This window comes from Rhizobium sp. LjRoot254, assembly GCF_964254105.1.
Taxonomy (GTDB): Bacteria; Pseudomonadota; Alphaproteobacteria; order Rhizobiales; family Rhizobiaceae; genus Rhizobium_E.
Window position 1 is genome coordinate 2,700,348 of the sequence record NZ_CAXUSM020000001.1, and the last position, 14,716, is coordinate 2,715,063.

Sequence of the window (14,716 nt, forward strand, 5' to 3'; positions counted from 1 at the left end):
GGAATGTGCAATTCCACCACTTCACTATAAAAGCCCGAAGCAAGAGGTTGGATCCATGGCCAAAGTCCGTTCGCTTTATCTCGGCGCGGCATCCTTGCTGCTCGCGGCATTCATCGTGCCGCAGACATTTGTTCCGGCACATGCCGAGCAGATCGCCGCCACCGTCAACGCGACCGTCATCACCAGTGGTGACGTCGCCAAGCGCGTCAATTTCCTGAAGCTGCAACGCGCCAAGGGTAACCTGAAGCAAGTGGCGACTCAGCAGCTTGTCGATGAAGTGCTGCAGCGACAGGAGATTATTCGGACCGGTACATCTGTCAGCACCGATGACGTTGACGCGGCCTTCGCCCGGTTTGCCAAGAACAACAACATGTCGACTGAGCAACTGACCGAGATCCTGAAACGTGCCGGCATCGGCGCCGCGCACTTCAAGGCCTATATCGGCGTGCAGATGAGCTGGCCGAAAACCGTCTCGGGCCGTTACGGCGGCGGCAACGGGCGCATGAGCAACGAGGATTTCGTCGCGAAGCTCAAGGAGAACAACGGCCAGAAACCGAAAGTGACGGAATATTTCCTGCAGCAGGTCATCTTCGTCGTGCCGGAATCCAAGCGCGCCAAGATTACCGGCAAGCGCAAGGCCGAAGCCGAGGCCTCCCGCAAGAGCTATCCCGGCTGCGACCAGGCCAAGGTCTTTGCTGCCGGCTTCAAGGATGTGTCGATCCGCAATATCGGCCGCGTTCTGGAAGTCCAGCTTGCCGAAGCACAGAAGAAACTTCTCGCCGGCGTGCCTGTCGGCGGAACCACGACGACAACTGTCAGCGCAACCGGCGTTGAATACACCGCGATTTGCAAGAAGCGCGAGGTGAGCGACGACTTTTCGGCACAGGTCGCGTTCCAAACGCAGGATCTCGAGAAGGCCAAGGAAGAGGGCGAGAGCCCAGATGCCAAGAAATATATGGAAGAACTGAGGAAGATGAACGAGGTCACGATCCGCTGATCATGGTCACTGGTGCCGCGCCACTCCTGGCCCTCACACAGGGCGATCCCGCCGGCATCGGCCCTGACATTACATTGATGGCATGGTTGCGGCGGGATGCGGACAGCGTTCCGCCTTTCCTTTATCTCGGCGATCCCGACGTTCTGGCCGCACGTGCCATCATGCTCGGTTTTGACGTGCCTATGCGGGAAGCCGACGAGCAATCGGGCGCGTCGGTCTTCAACGAGGCGCTGCCGGTGCTGGCGGTGCCGGCTGGGGTGGGCGTGGAGGCCGGCAAGCCGGACAGTGCCACGGCGCATGGTACGATCCGTGCCATCGAACTCGCCGTTGAAATGACCATGCTCGGCAAGGCTGCGGCAATGGTGACCAACCCGATCGCCAAGTCGGTGCTCTACGAATCCGGCTTCACCTTTCCGGGTCACACCGAGTTTCTCGCCGATCTCGGGCGCAAGGTGACGGGCCAGCCTGGAATGCCTGTGATGATGATTGCCGGACCTGAACTCAGGACCGTGCCGGTGACCATCCACATTCCATTGAAGGACGTTCCCGAACAGCTGACCACGCGGCTGATCTACGAGACCTGCCGCATCACCGCCCATGATCTCAATCGCCGCTTCGGCATCGAGGCGCCGCGGCTCGCGGTTTCCGGGCTCAACCCCCATGCCGGCGAGAATGGGGCGCTCGGTCTCGAGGACGACGCCATCGTGGCGCCTGCGATCCGGCAGTTGCGCGCAGACGGCATCAACGCGGTCGGCCCCCTGCCCGGCGATACGATGTTCCACAAGGCAGCGCGCGAGACCTATGACGTGGCGATCTGCATGTATCACGACCAGGCGCTGATCCCGGCCAAGGCGCTCGGCTTCGACGATGCCGTCAATGTCACGCTCGGCCTTCCCTTCATCCGCACCTCGCCCGATCACGGAACCGCGTTTTCGCTCGCGGGTACCGGCAAGGCAAAGCCGAACAGCCTGATCGCGGCGCTGAAAATGGCCGCCGAAATGGCATCGAGAGAGACCGTCCATGGCAGCACTTGACGGCCTGCCGCCGCTGCGCGAGGTCATCGCGAAGCACGGGCTCGATGCGCTGAAATCGCTCGGCCAAAACTTCCTGCTCGACCTCAACATCACGCAGAAGGTCGCCCGCAATGCCGGCAAGATCGACGACGCCATCGTGGTCGAGATCGGCCCCGGCCCCGGCGGCCTGACCCGCGCGCTGCTGGCACTCGGCGCTAGGCATATTATCGCCGTCGAACGCGATCGCAGGGCGATCCCGGCGCTGGCGGAAATTTCGGATCACTATCCCGGCCGGCTGACTGTGATCGAGGGCGACGCGCTGACAATCGATGTCGCAAAGCTTGCGGAGCCCGGCGTGCCGCTCAAGATAGTCGCCAACCTGCCCTACAACATCGGCACGCAGCTTCTGGTGAACTGGCTTACCGTCCCTTGGCCGCCGTTCTGGCAATCGCTGACGCTGATGTTCCAGAAGGAGGTCGGCGAGCGCATCGTGGCCGAGGCCGGCGACGACCATTACGGCCGGCTCGGCGTGCTCTGCGGCTGGCTGACCCACGCCGAAATGATGTTCGACCTGTCGCCGCAGGCCTTCACGCCGCCGCCGAAGGTGACTTCGACCGTGGTGCATATCGAGCCGCGCAAGAACCCGATCCCGTGCGAACTTTCAAAGCTCGAGCGCGTGACACATGCTGCCTTCGGCCAGCGCCGCAAGATGCTGCGCCAGAGCCTGAAGCCGCTCGGTGGCGAGGCGCTGCTCAACCGAGCGGAGATCGATGCTTCGCGGCGGGCGGAAACGCTCAGCATCGAGGAATTCTGCCGGATCGCAAATTTGCTGTGACACTTCGACCGGCGCCGAAGCATCGTGGCGATGTTCGAGGATAGGAATGCGGCATCAGCAATGTGAGATCCGACCGACATGACCGCTCCCACCTCGAAGCCGCTCACCAATATCCTCCTGCTGCTGGCGCTCGCCACGCTCTGGGGATCGTCCTATACCTTCATCAAAGTCGGCGTGGAAACCATCCCGCCGGTGACGCTGATCGCGGTGCGCACGCTTATCGCCGCATCGATACTCGTGTCGGTCATCAAGCTTCGCGGTCTATCCTTGCCGCGTGATGCGACCACATGGCGGCGGTTTCTCTTCCAGGCATGCCTCAACAGCGTCATACCCTTCACGTTGATCGCCTGGGCCGAACAATCGGTCGATGCTGGCCTCGCAACGATCCTGAATTCGACAACGCCGATCTTCACCTTCCTCCTGACCGTGCTGATCATCCGTCACGAGCCGGTCACCGCGCGCAAGATGTTCGGTGTGGTTGCGGGTCTTGCCGGCGTCTGCCTGATCATCGGCACCGAGGCGCTTTCCGGGATCGGCGACCAGCTACCCGCACAGTTCGCGATCCTGCTGGCCAGTATGGCCTATGCGGGTGCGGCGATCTTCGGCCGGAATTTCAAGGGCCTCGATCCGATGATGCCGGCGGCGGGATCGATGATCTGTGGTGCGATCATACTTATTCCGATAAGTCTGATCGTCGACCGGCCGTGGACGCTCACGCCTTCCACCGAATCCATCGGCGCTCTTCTTGGGCTTTCAGTCTTTTCGACGGCACTCGCCTTTGTAATCTTCTTCCGGCTGATGCAGACGCTTGGCTCGGTCGGCACGACGGCGCAGGCCTATCTCCGCGTGCCGATCGGCGTTGGCATCGGCGTGGTATTTCTCGGAGAGACTGTTACCCAGACCGCCGGCATTGGGCTGGTTTGCGTGATCGCAGGTGTGGCAGCGATGACCCTGCCTTCGCGAAAGAAGCTTGCGGCGGCTTAGCCCAACAGCGTGCTGACGAAATCGAACAGGCCGTGGCGGCGGTCGCGTCTGAGCCGTTCGGCCTCGACGATCGCGCGGACCGAGGCGAAGGCGCGGTCGAGGTCGTCGTTGACCACGACGTAATCGTATTCGCCCCAGTGGCCGATCTCCTCGCGGGCGTTTTTGAGGCGCGTCGCGATGACTTCGGCGCTGTCCTCGGCGCGGCGGGTGAGGCGCGATTGCAGCTCGGTCATCGTCGGCGGCAGGATGAAGATCGATACGACGTCGGCGGACATCTTGTCCTGCAATTGCTGGGCACCCTGCCAGTCGATGTCGAACAGCATGTCGCGGCCCTCGGACATCGCGACCTCGACGGGCTCGCGCGGCGTGCCATAGGAATTGCCATGAACCTGAGCCCATTCGAGCAGGGCTTCGCTGCCCTTCTGGCGCTCGAATTCCTTCTTGCTGACGAAATGGTAGTGGACGCCCTCGATCTCGGAGGGCCGGCGCTCGCGGGTCGTGACGCTGACCGACAGCGAAATGCCGCCGACCTGCTCCAGCACATTGCGGGCGATAGTGGATTTTCCGGCGCCGGACGGCGAGGAAATCACCAGCATCAAACCGCGCCGCGCGATCTCGACAAATCCCTTTTCCGGCCCGGCCATGCGATCACTCCAGATTTTGCACCTGCTCGCGGAACTGGTCGATGACCACCTTGAGCTCGATCCCCGCAGCGGTCACCGCCGCGCTATTGGATTTAGAACAGATCGTGTTCGATTCGCGATTGAATTCTTGCGCCAGGAAATCGAGCTTGCGCCCCACCGGCCCACCCTTCTGGAGCAGGTCGCGCGCGGCCGCGATGTGCGACTTCAGGCGATCGATCTCCTCGCGGACATCGGCCTTGGTGGCGAGGATCGCGACTTCCTGATGCAGCCGGTCGCGATCGAGCGTACCCGAGGCACCCTCCATCAGCGTGGCGACCTGCGCTTCGAGCCGCGCGCGGATCTGGTCGGCTGTCCGGGATGGATCGGTCTCGACCATCAGGGTCAGCTTCTCGATGGCGCCGACCTGGGCGAGAAGCACGGCGGCGAGGGCCGCGCCCTCCGCCTCGCGCATCGCGGCCATGGCGGCGGAGGCGCGCTCGACGGCCTGCAACAGTCCGGCGTCGAGCGCCGCCATATCGTCCTGGCCGTCCGCCGAATCCTTGAAATCGATAATGCCGCGAATGCCGAGCAGTGTGTCGAACCTGATCGGCGCCGGGTCGATCACGGCTGCGAGCTGGTTCTTGAGCGCCATCACGGCATCAAGCGCGGCCTGGTTGACCACGGCCTCGACCTTCGACTCGCCGGATTGCAGGGAAAGCGTGGCCTGGATATTGCCGCGCGAGAAACGTACCGAGAGAATGCGCCGCGCTTCGGCTTCCAGCCGCTCGAAACCCTGCGGTAGCCTCAGCCTGACATCAAGCCCCTTGCCGTTGACCGAGCGCAGCTCCCACGCCCATTGGTGACGACCGGTTTGTCCGTCCAGGCGGGCAAAGCCCGTCATCGATTGCAGTGCCATTTTGCTGCCCCCCGGCCTTCAGGACTTACTCTGGCTGGGCCGCAGGATCCGATTCCTGCGCGCCGTTCTTCTGGTCCGTCTGGAACTTGCGCCAGCGCGCCACGTTCTCATTGTGCTCCTTGAGGCTTGCGGCGAAAGCATGCCCGCCGGTGCCGTCAGCCACGAAATAGAGATAGTCGGTGCGCGACGGATTGGCGACCGCTTCAAGCGCCGCACGACCCGGATTGGCGATCGGCGTCGGCGGCAGGCCGTCGATCTCGTAGGTGTTGTAGGGCGTTTCCTTGATGACATCAGCCTTGGTCAACTCGCGATCCGACGGCTTGCCGTCGCCGCCGAAGAGGCCATAGACGATGGTCGGGTCGGACTGCAGGCGCATGCCCTTCCTGATGCGGTTGAGGAACACGGAGGCGACCTGCGGCCGCTCGTCCGCCTTGCCGGTCTCCTTCTCGACGATCGAGGCGAGAATTACCAGTTCCTCCTTGGAGGCAAGCGGTAGATCCGTGTCGCGTTTCTCCCAGACCTCGTCGACTATGCGCTGCTGCGCGGTCTTCATCTGCGCGAGGATTGCGCTGCGCTGACTGCCGCGGGTGAATTTGTAGGTCTCGGGACGCAAGCTTCCTTCTGGTGGCAGATCAACGGGCAGGTCGCCGTCCAGCGTCTGCTCGGCTATCAGCTTCTTGAATATCTGCTTAACGGTCAGCCCCTCAGGTACGGTCACCGAATACTGGATACCTTTGCCCGACTTGAAGAGATCCATGATCTCCATCATCGACGACTTCGCCTTGATCTCATACTCGCCATGGCGCGATTTCTGGTCGTCGCCGAGGAACTTGGTGACCGTGGTGAAGATGCGCGACTGAGAAATGATGCCCTTGCGCTCCAGGCTCTGGCCGATCTCGTTGATGCCGGCGCCTTCGCGCACGAGGAAGGTCGTGTTGGCTTCGAGCGGCCCAGGCTGCTGGTATTCGCGGAAAAAGTAATAAACGAGCGCCACGGCGGCCACGGTCAGCAGCGTGACCATCGTCATCACGAAATTGAGGAAAATGACGAGCTGGCTGCGGGCCTCGCGCGAGCGGCGTGGCGGCAGCGGCACCTTCTCGGGCCTCAGCGCCTCCTTCGGCGACATCGGTATGATGCGCGTCTGGGCGTCACCGCCATTGGCGGCGCGGCCAAACTGACCTTCGCTCGTCTGGTTGGGATCGGTCAAATGCATTCCTCAAAATTCGGACTGTTTCACACGCAATTAAGCAGACATTGGAGCGGCATTGCGGCAAGACTGGGCGGCAAGACTGGATGCGCGTGAGCGCCCCGGAATGTCTGTTCCGGAGCGGCAAATGTCAATCCTGAAGACGGCGCAGGACCAGCGATGCATTCGTGCCGCCAAAACCGAAGGAATTGGAGAGCGCGATATCGACCTTGCGCTTGCGCGCCTTGTTCGGCACCAGATCGATCCTGGTCTCGACTTCGGGATTGTCGAGATTGATCGTGGGAGGCACGATGCCGTCGCGGATGGCGAGAACCGAGAAGATCGCCTCGATCGCGCCGGCGGCACCCAGGAGATGGCCGGTCATCGACTTGGTTGAGGACATCGACACGTTGGCGGCGTGATCGCCGACCAGCCTTTCGACCGCGCCGAGTTCGATCGTATCGGCCATGGTCGAGGTGCCGTGCGCATTGATGTAATCGATGTCCCCAGGATGCAGCCCGGCGCGCTTCAGCGCCATGCGCATGCAGCGCTCGGCTCCCTCGCCGTTCTCCGATGGAGCGGTGATGTGGTAGGCATCGCCCGAAAGGCCATAGCCGACGACCTCGGCATAGATCTTGGCGCCGCGCGCCTTGGCATGTTCGAGTTCCTCGACCACGACGATGCCGGCGCCCTCGCCCATCACGAAGCCGTCACGGTCCTTGTCGTAGGGGCGCGAGGCGCGTTCGGGCTCGTCGTTGAAATCGGTCGACAGCGCCTTGCAGGCGGCAAAGCCCGCGAGAGAAATCCTCGATACCGGCGACTCGGAGCCGCCAGCTACCATGACATCGGCGTCACCGAGCGCGATCAGCCGCGCTGCATCGCCGATCGCATGCGCCCCGGTGGAACATGCGGTCACGACCGAATGGTTGGGGCCGCGCAGCTTATGGCGGATCGAGACCTGGCCGGACACAAGGTTGATCAGGCGGCCGGGAATGAAGAATGGGGATACGCGGCGCGGGCCCTTGTCGCGGAGCGTGTAGCCCGCCTCGACAATGCCTTCGACGCCGCCGATGCCGGAGCCGATCAGCACGCCGGTAGCGATCTGGTCCTCATCTGTCTCGGGATGCCAGCCGGCATCGTCCAGCGCCATGGTGGCGGCTGCCATGCCGTAGATGATGAAGGGGTCGACCTTGCGCTGTTCCTTCGGCTCCATCCAGTCGTCGGCATTATACGTGCCGTTGGAGCCATCGCCGAAGGGCAGCCGGCAGGCTATCTTCGCCGGCAGGTCCTCGACTTCGAATTCGGTGACCCTGCGGGCGCCGCTTTTTCCAGCAAGCGCGTTCGCCCAGGACGCCTCAACGCCGCATCCAAGCGGGGTCAACATTCCAAGCCCCGTGATAACGACACGTCTCATGGTTTGTCCTCCACCCTACTCAAGTCTGTTCATTGCAATGCACGGCGGATAGCAAACTGCCGGGCGACAAAAGTCAGCCCGGCAGAGCCAAACCGGTAGGATCAGGCCTGGGCCTTGGAGATGAACTTCACCGCATCGCCAACCGTCAGGATCGAGTCGGCCGCGTCATCGGGGATTTCCACGCCGAATTCTTCTTCGAAAGCCATCACGAGTTCGACGGTATCGAGAGAATCTGCGCCCAGATCATCGATGAAGCTGGCGGCTTCGGTCACCTTGTCGGCTTCCACGCCCAGATGGTCCACCACAATTTTCTTTACGCGTTCTGCGATATCGCTCATGTCGGTTTCCTCGACCTTCGTCTGTTTATGCGCCAGGAGTGGCGTCAATACCCGATTTGCACCGCTCTTCCCCAAAAGGCCGGGAGCGGCAGTTCCATCTAGCGGCTCGCATGTCCAAAATCCAGTCTAAACCGATTTTAGCCCCGCAAGCGCCATTCTAGAGACTGCACTCAGTCTCCTGCGGCTTAACACGGTTTATTTCCCGCGCAAAGCCTGAAAATGAGCAATTCCCGGCTGTTTCGGAGTGTATCCCCAGCGGTTCATGCCCAAGTTTTTCAACCGTTTTACTGCCTGTTCGATCAGAACGCGGAAGCCGGCCAACGTTGCCTAGAGCATCGCCATGCCGCCGTTCACGTGCAACACGTGACCGGTGATGTAGGAGCACTCTTCGGACGCCAGGAAGCAGACGGCAGCGGCGACTTCCTTGCCCAGGCCCATGCGCTTCATCGGAATCTTCACGAAAAGCGTTTCCTTCTGCTTGTCGTTCAGCTTTTCCGTCATCGCGCTCTCGATGAAGCCCGGCGCGACGCAGTTGGCGACGATGCCGCGCGTCGCGACTTCAGCGGCCAATGCCTTGGTGAAGCCTTCCATGCCGGCCTTGGAGGCGCAGTAATTGGCCTGGCCCGGATTGCCCGTCGTGCCGACCACCGAGCTGATGTTGACCACCCGGCCGTAGCGGCGCTTCATCATCGGGCCGCAGAGCTCGCGGGTCAGCAGGAAGGCGGCGTTGAGGTTGATGTTGAGGACATTGTCCCAGTCGTCGTCGCTCATCCGCATCATCAGGCCATCCTTGGTGATGCCGGCATTGTTGACGAGGATATCGACGCCGCCGAGTTCCTGTTCGGCCGTCTTCGCCAATTCCTTGATCGCAGCGCGATCCGTGAGATTGGCCGTGAAGATGTGCGTGCGCTCGCCGAGATCGGCGGCCAGTTGCTCAAGCTTTTCGCGGCGCGTGCCGTGAAGGCCGACGGTCGCGCCACGTGCGTGGAGCGCCCGCGCGATCTCTTCGCCAATTCCCCCGGTTGCACCCGTCAGAAGCGCCTTGCGGCCGGTCAGGTCGAACATGTCTCGCAATCCTTATCTTGATACGTTCAGGCGTTGAGGGCCGTAAGTGCCGCGTCGATATCGGCAGGCGTATTGACCGCCGTGCCGGCCAGCGACTTGTCGATGCGGCGGACGAGCCCGGTCAGGACTTTGCCCGAACCGATCTCATAGAGCGAAGTGACGCCGTTCGCGGCGAACCACTCCACGGTCTCGCGCCAGCGCACCTGTCCGGTGACCTGCTCGACCAGCAGCTTGACGATCTCAGACGCATCCGTCACCGGAGCAGCGCGGACATTGGCGACGACAGGTACAATGGGGTTATTGGCCTGCACCTTGGAAAGCGCTTCGGACATGGCATCGGCCGCCGGCGCCATCAGGCGCGAATGGAAAGGAGCGGACACGGGAAGAAGAATGGCGCGCAATGCCTTCTGTTCCTTGGCGAGTGCGGCGGCCTGCTCGACCGCTGCCTTTTCGCCGGAGACGACCAACTGGCCGCCGCCATTGTCGTTGGCGATCTGGCAGGCGCCCAGCGAGGCGACCGACTGACAGATGGCTTCGACGGCCGAATGCTCAAGCCCGATGATTGCCGCCATGGCGCCCTTGCCCGCCGGCACTGCGGCCTGCATGGCGTTGCCGCGAATGCGAAGAAGACGCGCTGTATCGGCCAGCGTAAAGGTGCCGGCGGCGCAGAGCGCGGAATATTCGCCGAGGGAATGGCCGGCGACATAGGCGACCTTCGACTTGAGATCGAGGCCGCGCGCCTGCATGACGCGGATCGCCGCGATCGACACCGCCATCAGCGCCGGCTGGGCGTTCGCCGTCATCGTCAAGGTCTCCTCGGGGCCGTTCCACATGACGTCGGAGAGCTTTTCGCCGAGCGCCTCATCGACCTCGTCGAACACCGCGCGCGCCTCGGCAAAACTGTCCGCCAATTCCTTGCCCATGCCGACGGACTGACTGCCCTGACCGGGAAATGTGAATGCGACCGTCATGGCAGCTCCCTCTCGTTCTCGTATTTGGCCTTCCCATTCACACAATCTTGCAGCCTGTCAAGCATTGGTGATCCGCTTCCAACCGGTTTTTACCCCGAAAACGCCGCCGCGTGCCCTTGCACTGCAACAAAATCGGCATAAATTGCGCCCCGTTTCAATGCCCTCGTTTCAATTCCAAGGATATTCCATGCGCTTCAATCCGCTCGGCCGCACCGGCATGCAGGTTTCGGAAATCTGCCTCGGCACCATGACCTGGGGCAGCCAGAATACGGAGGCCGAGGCACATGAGCAGATGGATTACGCCGTCGCCGAGGGCGTCAACTTCCTCGACACAGCCGAACTCTACCCGACGACGCCGGTTTCTGCCGAGACGCAGGGCGATACGGAGCGTGTCATCGGCACCTGGATGAAAGCGCGCGGCAATCGCGACAAAATCGTGCTGGCAACCAAGATCGCAGGCCCCGGCCGCGACTATATCCGCGGCGGCGTGCCGATTACGGGCGGCGAGATACGCAAGGCGATCGATCTCAGTCTCACGCGCCTGAAGACGGATTATATCGACCTCTACCAGCTTCACTGGCCAAATCGCGGCCACTACCATTTCCGCCAAGCATGGACCTACAAGCCCGAGCGCCAGCCGCCGCGTGAGGCGGTGGTTGCCAATCTGCGGGAAATCCTGGAAGCGATCGGCGAAGCGCACAAGGCAGGCAAGATCCGCGCCTTCGGCCTCTCCAACGATACCGTTTGGGGCACCATGCAGTATCTGCAGCTCGCCGATGAACTCGGCCTGCCGCGCGTGGCTTCGATCCAGAACGAATACAATCTGCTCTATCACCAGCATGACCTCGATTTCGCCGAAGTCGCCCATCACGAGGATATCGGACTGCTCGCCTACTCGCCGCTTGCGGGTGGGTTGCTGACCGGAAAATATCTCGGTGGCGCAATTCCTGCCGGATCGCGCGCGTCGATCAATCCCGACATCGGCGGCCGCCTCACCCATCACCAGGAACCGGCTGTTGCCGAATTCGTCGAGGTCGCCAGGAAGCACAATCTCGATCTGGCGCGGATGTCGCTTGCCTTCTGCCTGACGCGGCCGTTCATGACGTCGGTCATCATCGGAGCCACGACAATGGAACAGCTCAAGACGGATATCTCAGCCAAGGATTTGACGCTCGACGATACCGTAATCCGCGATCTCAGGGCAGTGATCCGCAAATATCCGATGCCGATCTGACGAAGGGGCTTTATCGGCTGCGGCCGGAAGCGCGTATCGGTGCGGCTTCCGGCCCAGGCATGTTGGTACGATCAAAGATCCTTCGTGATGTCGCTGTTGCTTACCCAGCCCTCGACGGGCTCGTCCTTCTTGCCTGATTTCGTCACGAACACGTCCTGAGCGCCCTTGACCGCGAGCATCGCCGTACGCGCGTCCTGCAAGTTCGCGTCCAATTTGACGAACGCCATCTTGGACACGATGGCGTTGACGTCCTCGGCGCCGATCTTGAACGCAAGAAATTCCGGCAGTTTCGTGGTTGCGAGATCGATGATGTTTCCGGCTGCCACGTTGTCGGCAATATATTTGTTCAGCGTCGCCTCATGAATGATGTATTTGATGACATTGTTGGGCGCGAAAATCGCGATCCGGCTGAAGCCCTGGTCAAGCACGCTCCGGATCTCGGCGATTGTTAGCTTGGCTTCATCGGTCGGCTCGAGGCTCTTTATCGCGTTGCGCTTCTTCATCACCTGGCTGACAGCCGTTTGCTGCATCTCCTGTTCCGGAGTCAGTTTTTCCATTGCCTTATTGACAGCCCTGTTGGCCGTCTCGAAATTCTCGCGCGAGAAATAGAATGCCAGGATCGTGCCGACCCACGTGCTGAAGAGCGGCACAAGCGTCGTAAACACTTCACGCGCGGTGGTGCCTCCGCTTGGCAAGTTCACGGCGAAGTAGCCCGTCGCAAGAATTCCAAACGTCGATACCAGAAAAACGGCCCATGCGAGCAGGTTCTTGAATTCCCATTTCGGCGTGGCGTCGTCAGCCACAGTATCGGAAGCAGCCATTTCATTCCCCCTTTTGTGTTGCTGCGGCATCCAGCACCTCGTTTCCCGCCGAGAGCATCCGCATCACGGAATGAGTACAACCTTCTCTGCCAAGAATCAATACTTATGCGTGTATAATTCCATAACCGCAACCACACGTAAACTCATGGTTGCGGTATTGCCTCAAGCATATGCGCTATCCACCCCTTGCTTTCGCCGCATTTTCCTGTAAAAGCCGCCCTCATCAAACATCCGGTCATTTGGCTGGTGGCTTTACGGAAGGCCGGTTTCGTCGTTGAAACCGTGAGGAACCACAGGGTTCCGGCTTCCCGTGTCTCCGCTCTCGACCGTACCGAACAGACGCTTTTCTTGCCCCGCGGGCCTCGCCCGCAAACAAAGAACAGTCGTTGAGGCTTGGCGCCATTCCGGATGGGATTGATGAAAACGCAAGAAAGGCAAGTCATTTCATGGCTCTTTACGAACATTGCTTCCTTGCCCGGCAGGATATCGCCGCTCCGCAGGTCGACGCACTCGTTGAAACATACAAGGGTGTTATCGAATCTCTCGGCGGCAAGGTTGGGCGCATCGAGAACTGGGGCCTCAAGTCCCTCACCTACCGCATCAAGAAGAACCGCAAGGCTTTCTACGTCCTCATGGACGTCGATGCCCCGGCAGCCGCGATCCAGGAAGTCGAGCGCCAGCAGCGCTACAACGAAGACATCCTGCGCTTCATGACCGTCAAGGTCGAGGCTCACGAAGAAGGCCCGTCGGCCATGATGCAGAAGCGCGACCGCGACGACCGTCCGCGCCGTGATGGCGACGACCGTCCGTTCTCGCCCCGCGGTGATCGTGGCGACCGTGGTGATCGTCCGCCGCGTCGCGATGGCGACCGTCCGTTCCGTCCGCGCGAATCGTAAGGAGAATTTCCAATGGCTGATACTTCATCCGCTCCGGCCGCGCGCCGTCCGTTCCATCGCCGCCGCAAGACCTGCCCCTTCTCGGGCCAGAACGCGCCGCGCATCGACTACAAGGACGTCAAGCTCCTGTCGCGCTACATTTCCGAGCGTGGCAAGATCGTTCCGTCGCGCATCACCGCCGTTTCCCAGAAGAAGCAGCGCGAACTGGCCCAGGCCATCAAGCGCGCCCGCTTCCTCGGCCTGCTGCCTTACGTCGTAGCGTAAGCTTGATCGCCGGAGACCCGCTCTCCGGCACCTGACTCCGCGTGAGGCGCTTGAGCCTCACGCATCCCTTCCGCGATGGGCGCGGATCGGAAAGACAGAAATCCCATGTTGGGGACCTGAATCAATCTTTCAGGAAACTCCCCTAACTGCTTCATTCGATTGAATGGACAGGACAGCGAGATAGAATGAAACCGAGCGTAAACCCAATATTGGTCGGCATCATTGCCGGATTGGTCGCCGCCATTCTCATGGTGGTGTCGCCGGCCCTGCCTGTGATTGCGCCGATTGCCGCAATGACGGCGCTTTTCATCGCTGGTCTCGGCTTTGGCCGGGTGGCCGGACTGCTGGCCGTCGTCGTTGCCGCCGCAGCGCTCGGCACGCTGGCATCTTCGATCGAGTTTGCCTTCATTTTCGGCGCCACGCTTCTGCCGGCAGCCATCATGAGCCAACTCGCGGGACTTGCGCGTCCGGCAAGCGAGATCGGCGGGCCGGAAACCGCGCTTGCATGGTATCCGCTTTCCGACATCCTTCTCGCAGGCGCCGCGCTGGTCGCGCTGGCGACACTCTGCCTGGTGCTGGTTGCGCCACTCGATGCCTACTTCACCGAGGAGATCGATCGCCTCTCTGCCATCATCACCGAGATGAACCCTCTGGCGGCACCGACGGCAGGGGACAAACTGCAGATGCTCGCAACCCTGAAGACCTTCAGCCCGGTCCCCATCGCCGCCGGCAACATGATCTCCTTCTTCGGCGGATTTTATTTTGCAATGCGCATTCTCACCGCGTTCAAGCGCAATGTCCGGCCGCGCGAAGACGTGCGCTCCAGCCTTCGCATGAACCGCCTCGCACTGGCCGTATTGGTGGGTGGGATCGTGTTGATGTTCGTCGGTGGCACCGTCGGCCTGATCGGCGCCAGTTTTGCCGGTGCTGTCGGTGGGGGCTTCCTGCTTGCAGGCTTTGCGGTCATTCACAATGCGCTGCGCGACAAGCCATGGGCCTTGCCCGCGCTCATCCTGACCTACATGGTTTCCCTCATCCCTGCCGTCGGACAAATATTGATCATGTCCTTCGGCCTTGCCAATCCGCGACGCGCCGTCGCGATCACGCCTGCCAATTCCAACGAAACTTCCGACACGCAGAACTGAAAGGAACTCTCATC

General features: G+C 61.5%; 16 protein-coding genes. 8 read left to right on the top strand and 8 right to left on the bottom strand.

Features of this window, described 5'->3' with window-relative positions:
* Nucleotides 1-55 precede the first annotated feature (55 nt).
* From ACSQ26_RS13275 to ACSQ26_RS13290, 4 genes are all read left to right on the top strand, one after another.
* Nucleotides 56-997, top strand: a complete 942-nt coding sequence (locus ACSQ26_RS13275; protein WP_436009468.1) for a SurA N-terminal domain-containing protein — start codon at nt 56-58, stop codon at nt 995-997.
* A gap of 2 nt (nt 998-999) precedes the next feature.
* Entirely contained in the window at nt 1,000-2,031 is a 1,032-nt protein-coding gene (gene pdxA, locus ACSQ26_RS13280; RefSeq protein WP_436009470.1) for a 4-hydroxythreonine-4-phosphate dehydrogenase PdxA, read from the top strand.
* Nucleotides 2,018-2,845 (top strand): 16S rRNA (adenine(1518)-N(6)/adenine(1519)-N(6))-dimethyltransferase RsmA, encoded by an 828-nt coding sequence (gene rsmA, locus ACSQ26_RS13285; RefSeq protein ID WP_436009472.1) that lies wholly within the window; start codon nt 2,018-2,020, stop codon nt 2,843-2,845. The genes pdxA and rsmA overlap by 14 nt, the downstream gene beginning before the upstream one ends.
* Nucleotides 2,846-2,923: 78 nt before the next feature.
* Entirely contained in the window at nt 2,924-3,829 is a 906-nt protein-coding gene (locus ACSQ26_RS13290; protein WP_436009474.1) for a DMT family transporter, read from the top strand.
* Here the strand turns inward: ACSQ26_RS13290 and gmk are convergent.
* The 7 genes from gmk to fabD form a co-directional block, all read right to left on the bottom strand.
* Nucleotides 3,826-4,473, bottom strand: coding sequence for a guanylate kinase (gene gmk, locus ACSQ26_RS13295; RefSeq protein WP_436009476.1), 648 nt, complete (start codon nt 4,471-4,473; stop codon nt 3,826-3,828). The genes ACSQ26_RS13290 and gmk overlap by 4 nt on opposite strands.
* A gap of 4 nt (nt 4,474-4,477) precedes the next feature.
* On the bottom strand, nt 4,478-5,368 hold the full coding sequence (locus ACSQ26_RS13300) for a YicC/YloC family endoribonuclease (protein WP_436009478.1): 891 nt from the start codon (nt 5,366-5,368) through the stop codon (nt 4,478-4,480).
* A 25-nt stretch (nt 5,369-5,393) separates the two neighbouring features.
* Nucleotides 5,394-6,575 (bottom strand): endolytic transglycosylase MltG, encoded by a 1,182-nt coding sequence (gene mltG / locus ACSQ26_RS13305; protein WP_436009480.1) that lies wholly within the window; start codon nt 6,573-6,575, stop codon nt 5,394-5,396.
* A gap of 130 nt (nt 6,576-6,705) precedes the next feature.
* The gene (gene fabF / locus ACSQ26_RS13310; RefSeq protein ID WP_436009482.1) at nt 6,706-7,968 is read right to left on the bottom strand and encodes a beta-ketoacyl-ACP synthase II; all 1,263 of its coding nucleotides are present in this window, start codon (nt 7,966-7,968) and stop codon (nt 6,706-6,708) included.
* Between the two features lie 101 nt (nt 7,969-8,069).
* Entirely contained in the window at nt 8,070-8,306 is a 237-nt protein-coding gene (locus ACSQ26_RS13315) for an acyl carrier protein (protein ID WP_258161546.1), read from the bottom strand.
* 327 nt (nt 8,307-8,633) lie between these two features.
* Entirely contained in the window at nt 8,634-9,371 is a 738-nt protein-coding gene (gene fabG / locus ACSQ26_RS13320; RefSeq protein ID WP_436009485.1) for a 3-oxoacyl-[acyl-carrier-protein] reductase, read from the bottom strand.
* 26 nt (nt 9,372-9,397) lie between these two features.
* Nucleotides 9,398-10,342 (bottom strand): ACP S-malonyltransferase, encoded by a 945-nt coding sequence (fabD, locus tag ACSQ26_RS13325; RefSeq protein WP_436009487.1) that lies wholly within the window; start codon nt 10,340-10,342, stop codon nt 9,398-9,400.
* 187 nt (nt 10,343-10,529) lie between these two features.
* Between fabD and ACSQ26_RS13330 the strand changes: the two genes are divergently transcribed.
* Nucleotides 10,530-11,576 (top strand): aldo/keto reductase, encoded by a 1,047-nt coding sequence (locus ACSQ26_RS13330; protein WP_436009489.1) that lies wholly within the window; start codon nt 10,530-10,532, stop codon nt 11,574-11,576.
* Between the two features lie 71 nt (nt 11,577-11,647).
* On the opposite strand, the gene ACSQ26_RS13335 is transcribed toward ACSQ26_RS13330, so the two are convergent.
* Nucleotides 11,648-12,397 carry a hypothetical protein gene (locus tag ACSQ26_RS13335; RefSeq protein ID WP_436009491.1) on the bottom strand — a complete coding sequence of 250 codons (750 nt, stop codon included), beginning with the start codon at nt 12,395-12,397 and terminating at the stop codon, nt 11,648-11,650.
* Nucleotides 12,398-12,843: 446 nt separating this feature from the next.
* On the opposite strand from ACSQ26_RS13335, the gene rpsF reads away from it, so the two are divergent.
* From rpsF to ACSQ26_RS13350, 3 genes are all read left to right on the top strand, one after another.
* Nucleotides 12,844-13,293 carry a 30S ribosomal protein S6 gene (gene rpsF, locus ACSQ26_RS13340; RefSeq protein ID WP_258161541.1) on the top strand — a complete coding sequence of 150 codons (450 nt, stop codon included), beginning with the start codon at nt 12,844-12,846 and terminating at the stop codon, nt 13,291-13,293.
* A 12-nt stretch (nt 13,294-13,305) separates the two neighbouring features.
* Nucleotides 13,306-13,557 (top strand): 30S ribosomal protein S18, encoded by a 252-nt coding sequence (rpsR, locus tag ACSQ26_RS13345; protein WP_258161540.1) that lies wholly within the window; start codon nt 13,306-13,308, stop codon nt 13,555-13,557.
* A gap of 185 nt (nt 13,558-13,742) precedes the next feature.
* Entirely contained in the window at nt 13,743-14,702 is a 960-nt protein-coding gene (locus ACSQ26_RS13350) for a DUF2232 domain-containing protein (protein ID WP_436009494.1), read from the top strand.
* Nucleotides 14,703-14,716: the final 14 nt, after the last annotated feature.

What these genes read in the sequence shown, in the direction of transcription:
- gmk (WP_436009476.1), bottom strand. Translation starts at nt 4,473, where the DNA reads ATGGCCGGGCCGGAAAAGGGATTTGTCGAGATCGCGCGGCGCGGTTTG.
- ACSQ26_RS13330 (WP_436009489.1), top strand. Translation starts at nt 10,530, where the DNA reads ATGCGCTTCAATCCGCTCGGCCGCACCGGCATGCAGGTTTCGGAAATC.
- pdxA (WP_436009470.1), top strand. Translation starts at nt 1,000, where the DNA reads ATGGTCACTGGTGCCGCGCCACTCCTGGCCCTCACACAGGGCGATCCC.
- ACSQ26_RS13290 (WP_436009474.1), top strand. Translation starts at nt 2,924, where the DNA reads ATGACCGCTCCCACCTCGAAGCCGCTCACCAATATCCTCCTGCTGCTG.
- fabG (WP_436009485.1), bottom strand. Translation starts at nt 9,371, where the DNA reads ATGTTCGACCTGACCGGCCGCAAGGCGCTTCTGACGGGTGCAACCGGG.
- ACSQ26_RS13300 (WP_436009478.1), bottom strand. Translation starts at nt 5,368, where the DNA reads ATGGCACTGCAATCGATGACGGGCTTTGCCCGCCTGGACGGACAAACC.
- rsmA (WP_436009472.1), top strand. Translation starts at nt 2,018, where the DNA reads ATGGCAGCACTTGACGGCCTGCCGCCGCTGCGCGAGGTCATCGCGAAG.
- rpsR (WP_258161540.1), top strand. Translation starts at nt 13,306, where the DNA reads ATGGCTGATACTTCATCCGCTCCGGCCGCGCGCCGTCCGTTCCATCGC.
- fabF (WP_436009482.1), bottom strand. Translation starts at nt 7,968, where the DNA reads ATGAGACGTGTCGTTATCACGGGGCTTGGAATGTTGACCCCGCTTGGA.
- ACSQ26_RS13335 (WP_436009491.1), bottom strand. Translation starts at nt 12,397, where the DNA reads ATGGCTGCTTCCGATACTGTGGCTGACGACGCCACGCCGAAATGGGAA.
- rpsF (WP_258161541.1), top strand. Translation starts at nt 12,844, where the DNA reads ATGGCTCTTTACGAACATTGCTTCCTTGCCCGGCAGGATATCGCCGCT.
- ACSQ26_RS13350 (WP_436009494.1), top strand. Translation starts at nt 13,743, where the DNA reads ATGAAACCGAGCGTAAACCCAATATTGGTCGGCATCATTGCCGGATTG.
- ACSQ26_RS13275 (WP_436009468.1), top strand. Translation starts at nt 56, where the DNA reads ATGGCCAAAGTCCGTTCGCTTTATCTCGGCGCGGCATCCTTGCTGCTC.
- fabD (WP_436009487.1), bottom strand. Translation starts at nt 10,342, where the DNA reads ATGACGGTCGCATTCACATTTCCCGGTCAGGGCAGTCAGTCCGTCGGC.
- ACSQ26_RS13315 (WP_258161546.1), bottom strand. Translation starts at nt 8,306, where the DNA reads ATGAGCGATATCGCAGAACGCGTAAAGAAAATTGTGGTGGACCATCTG.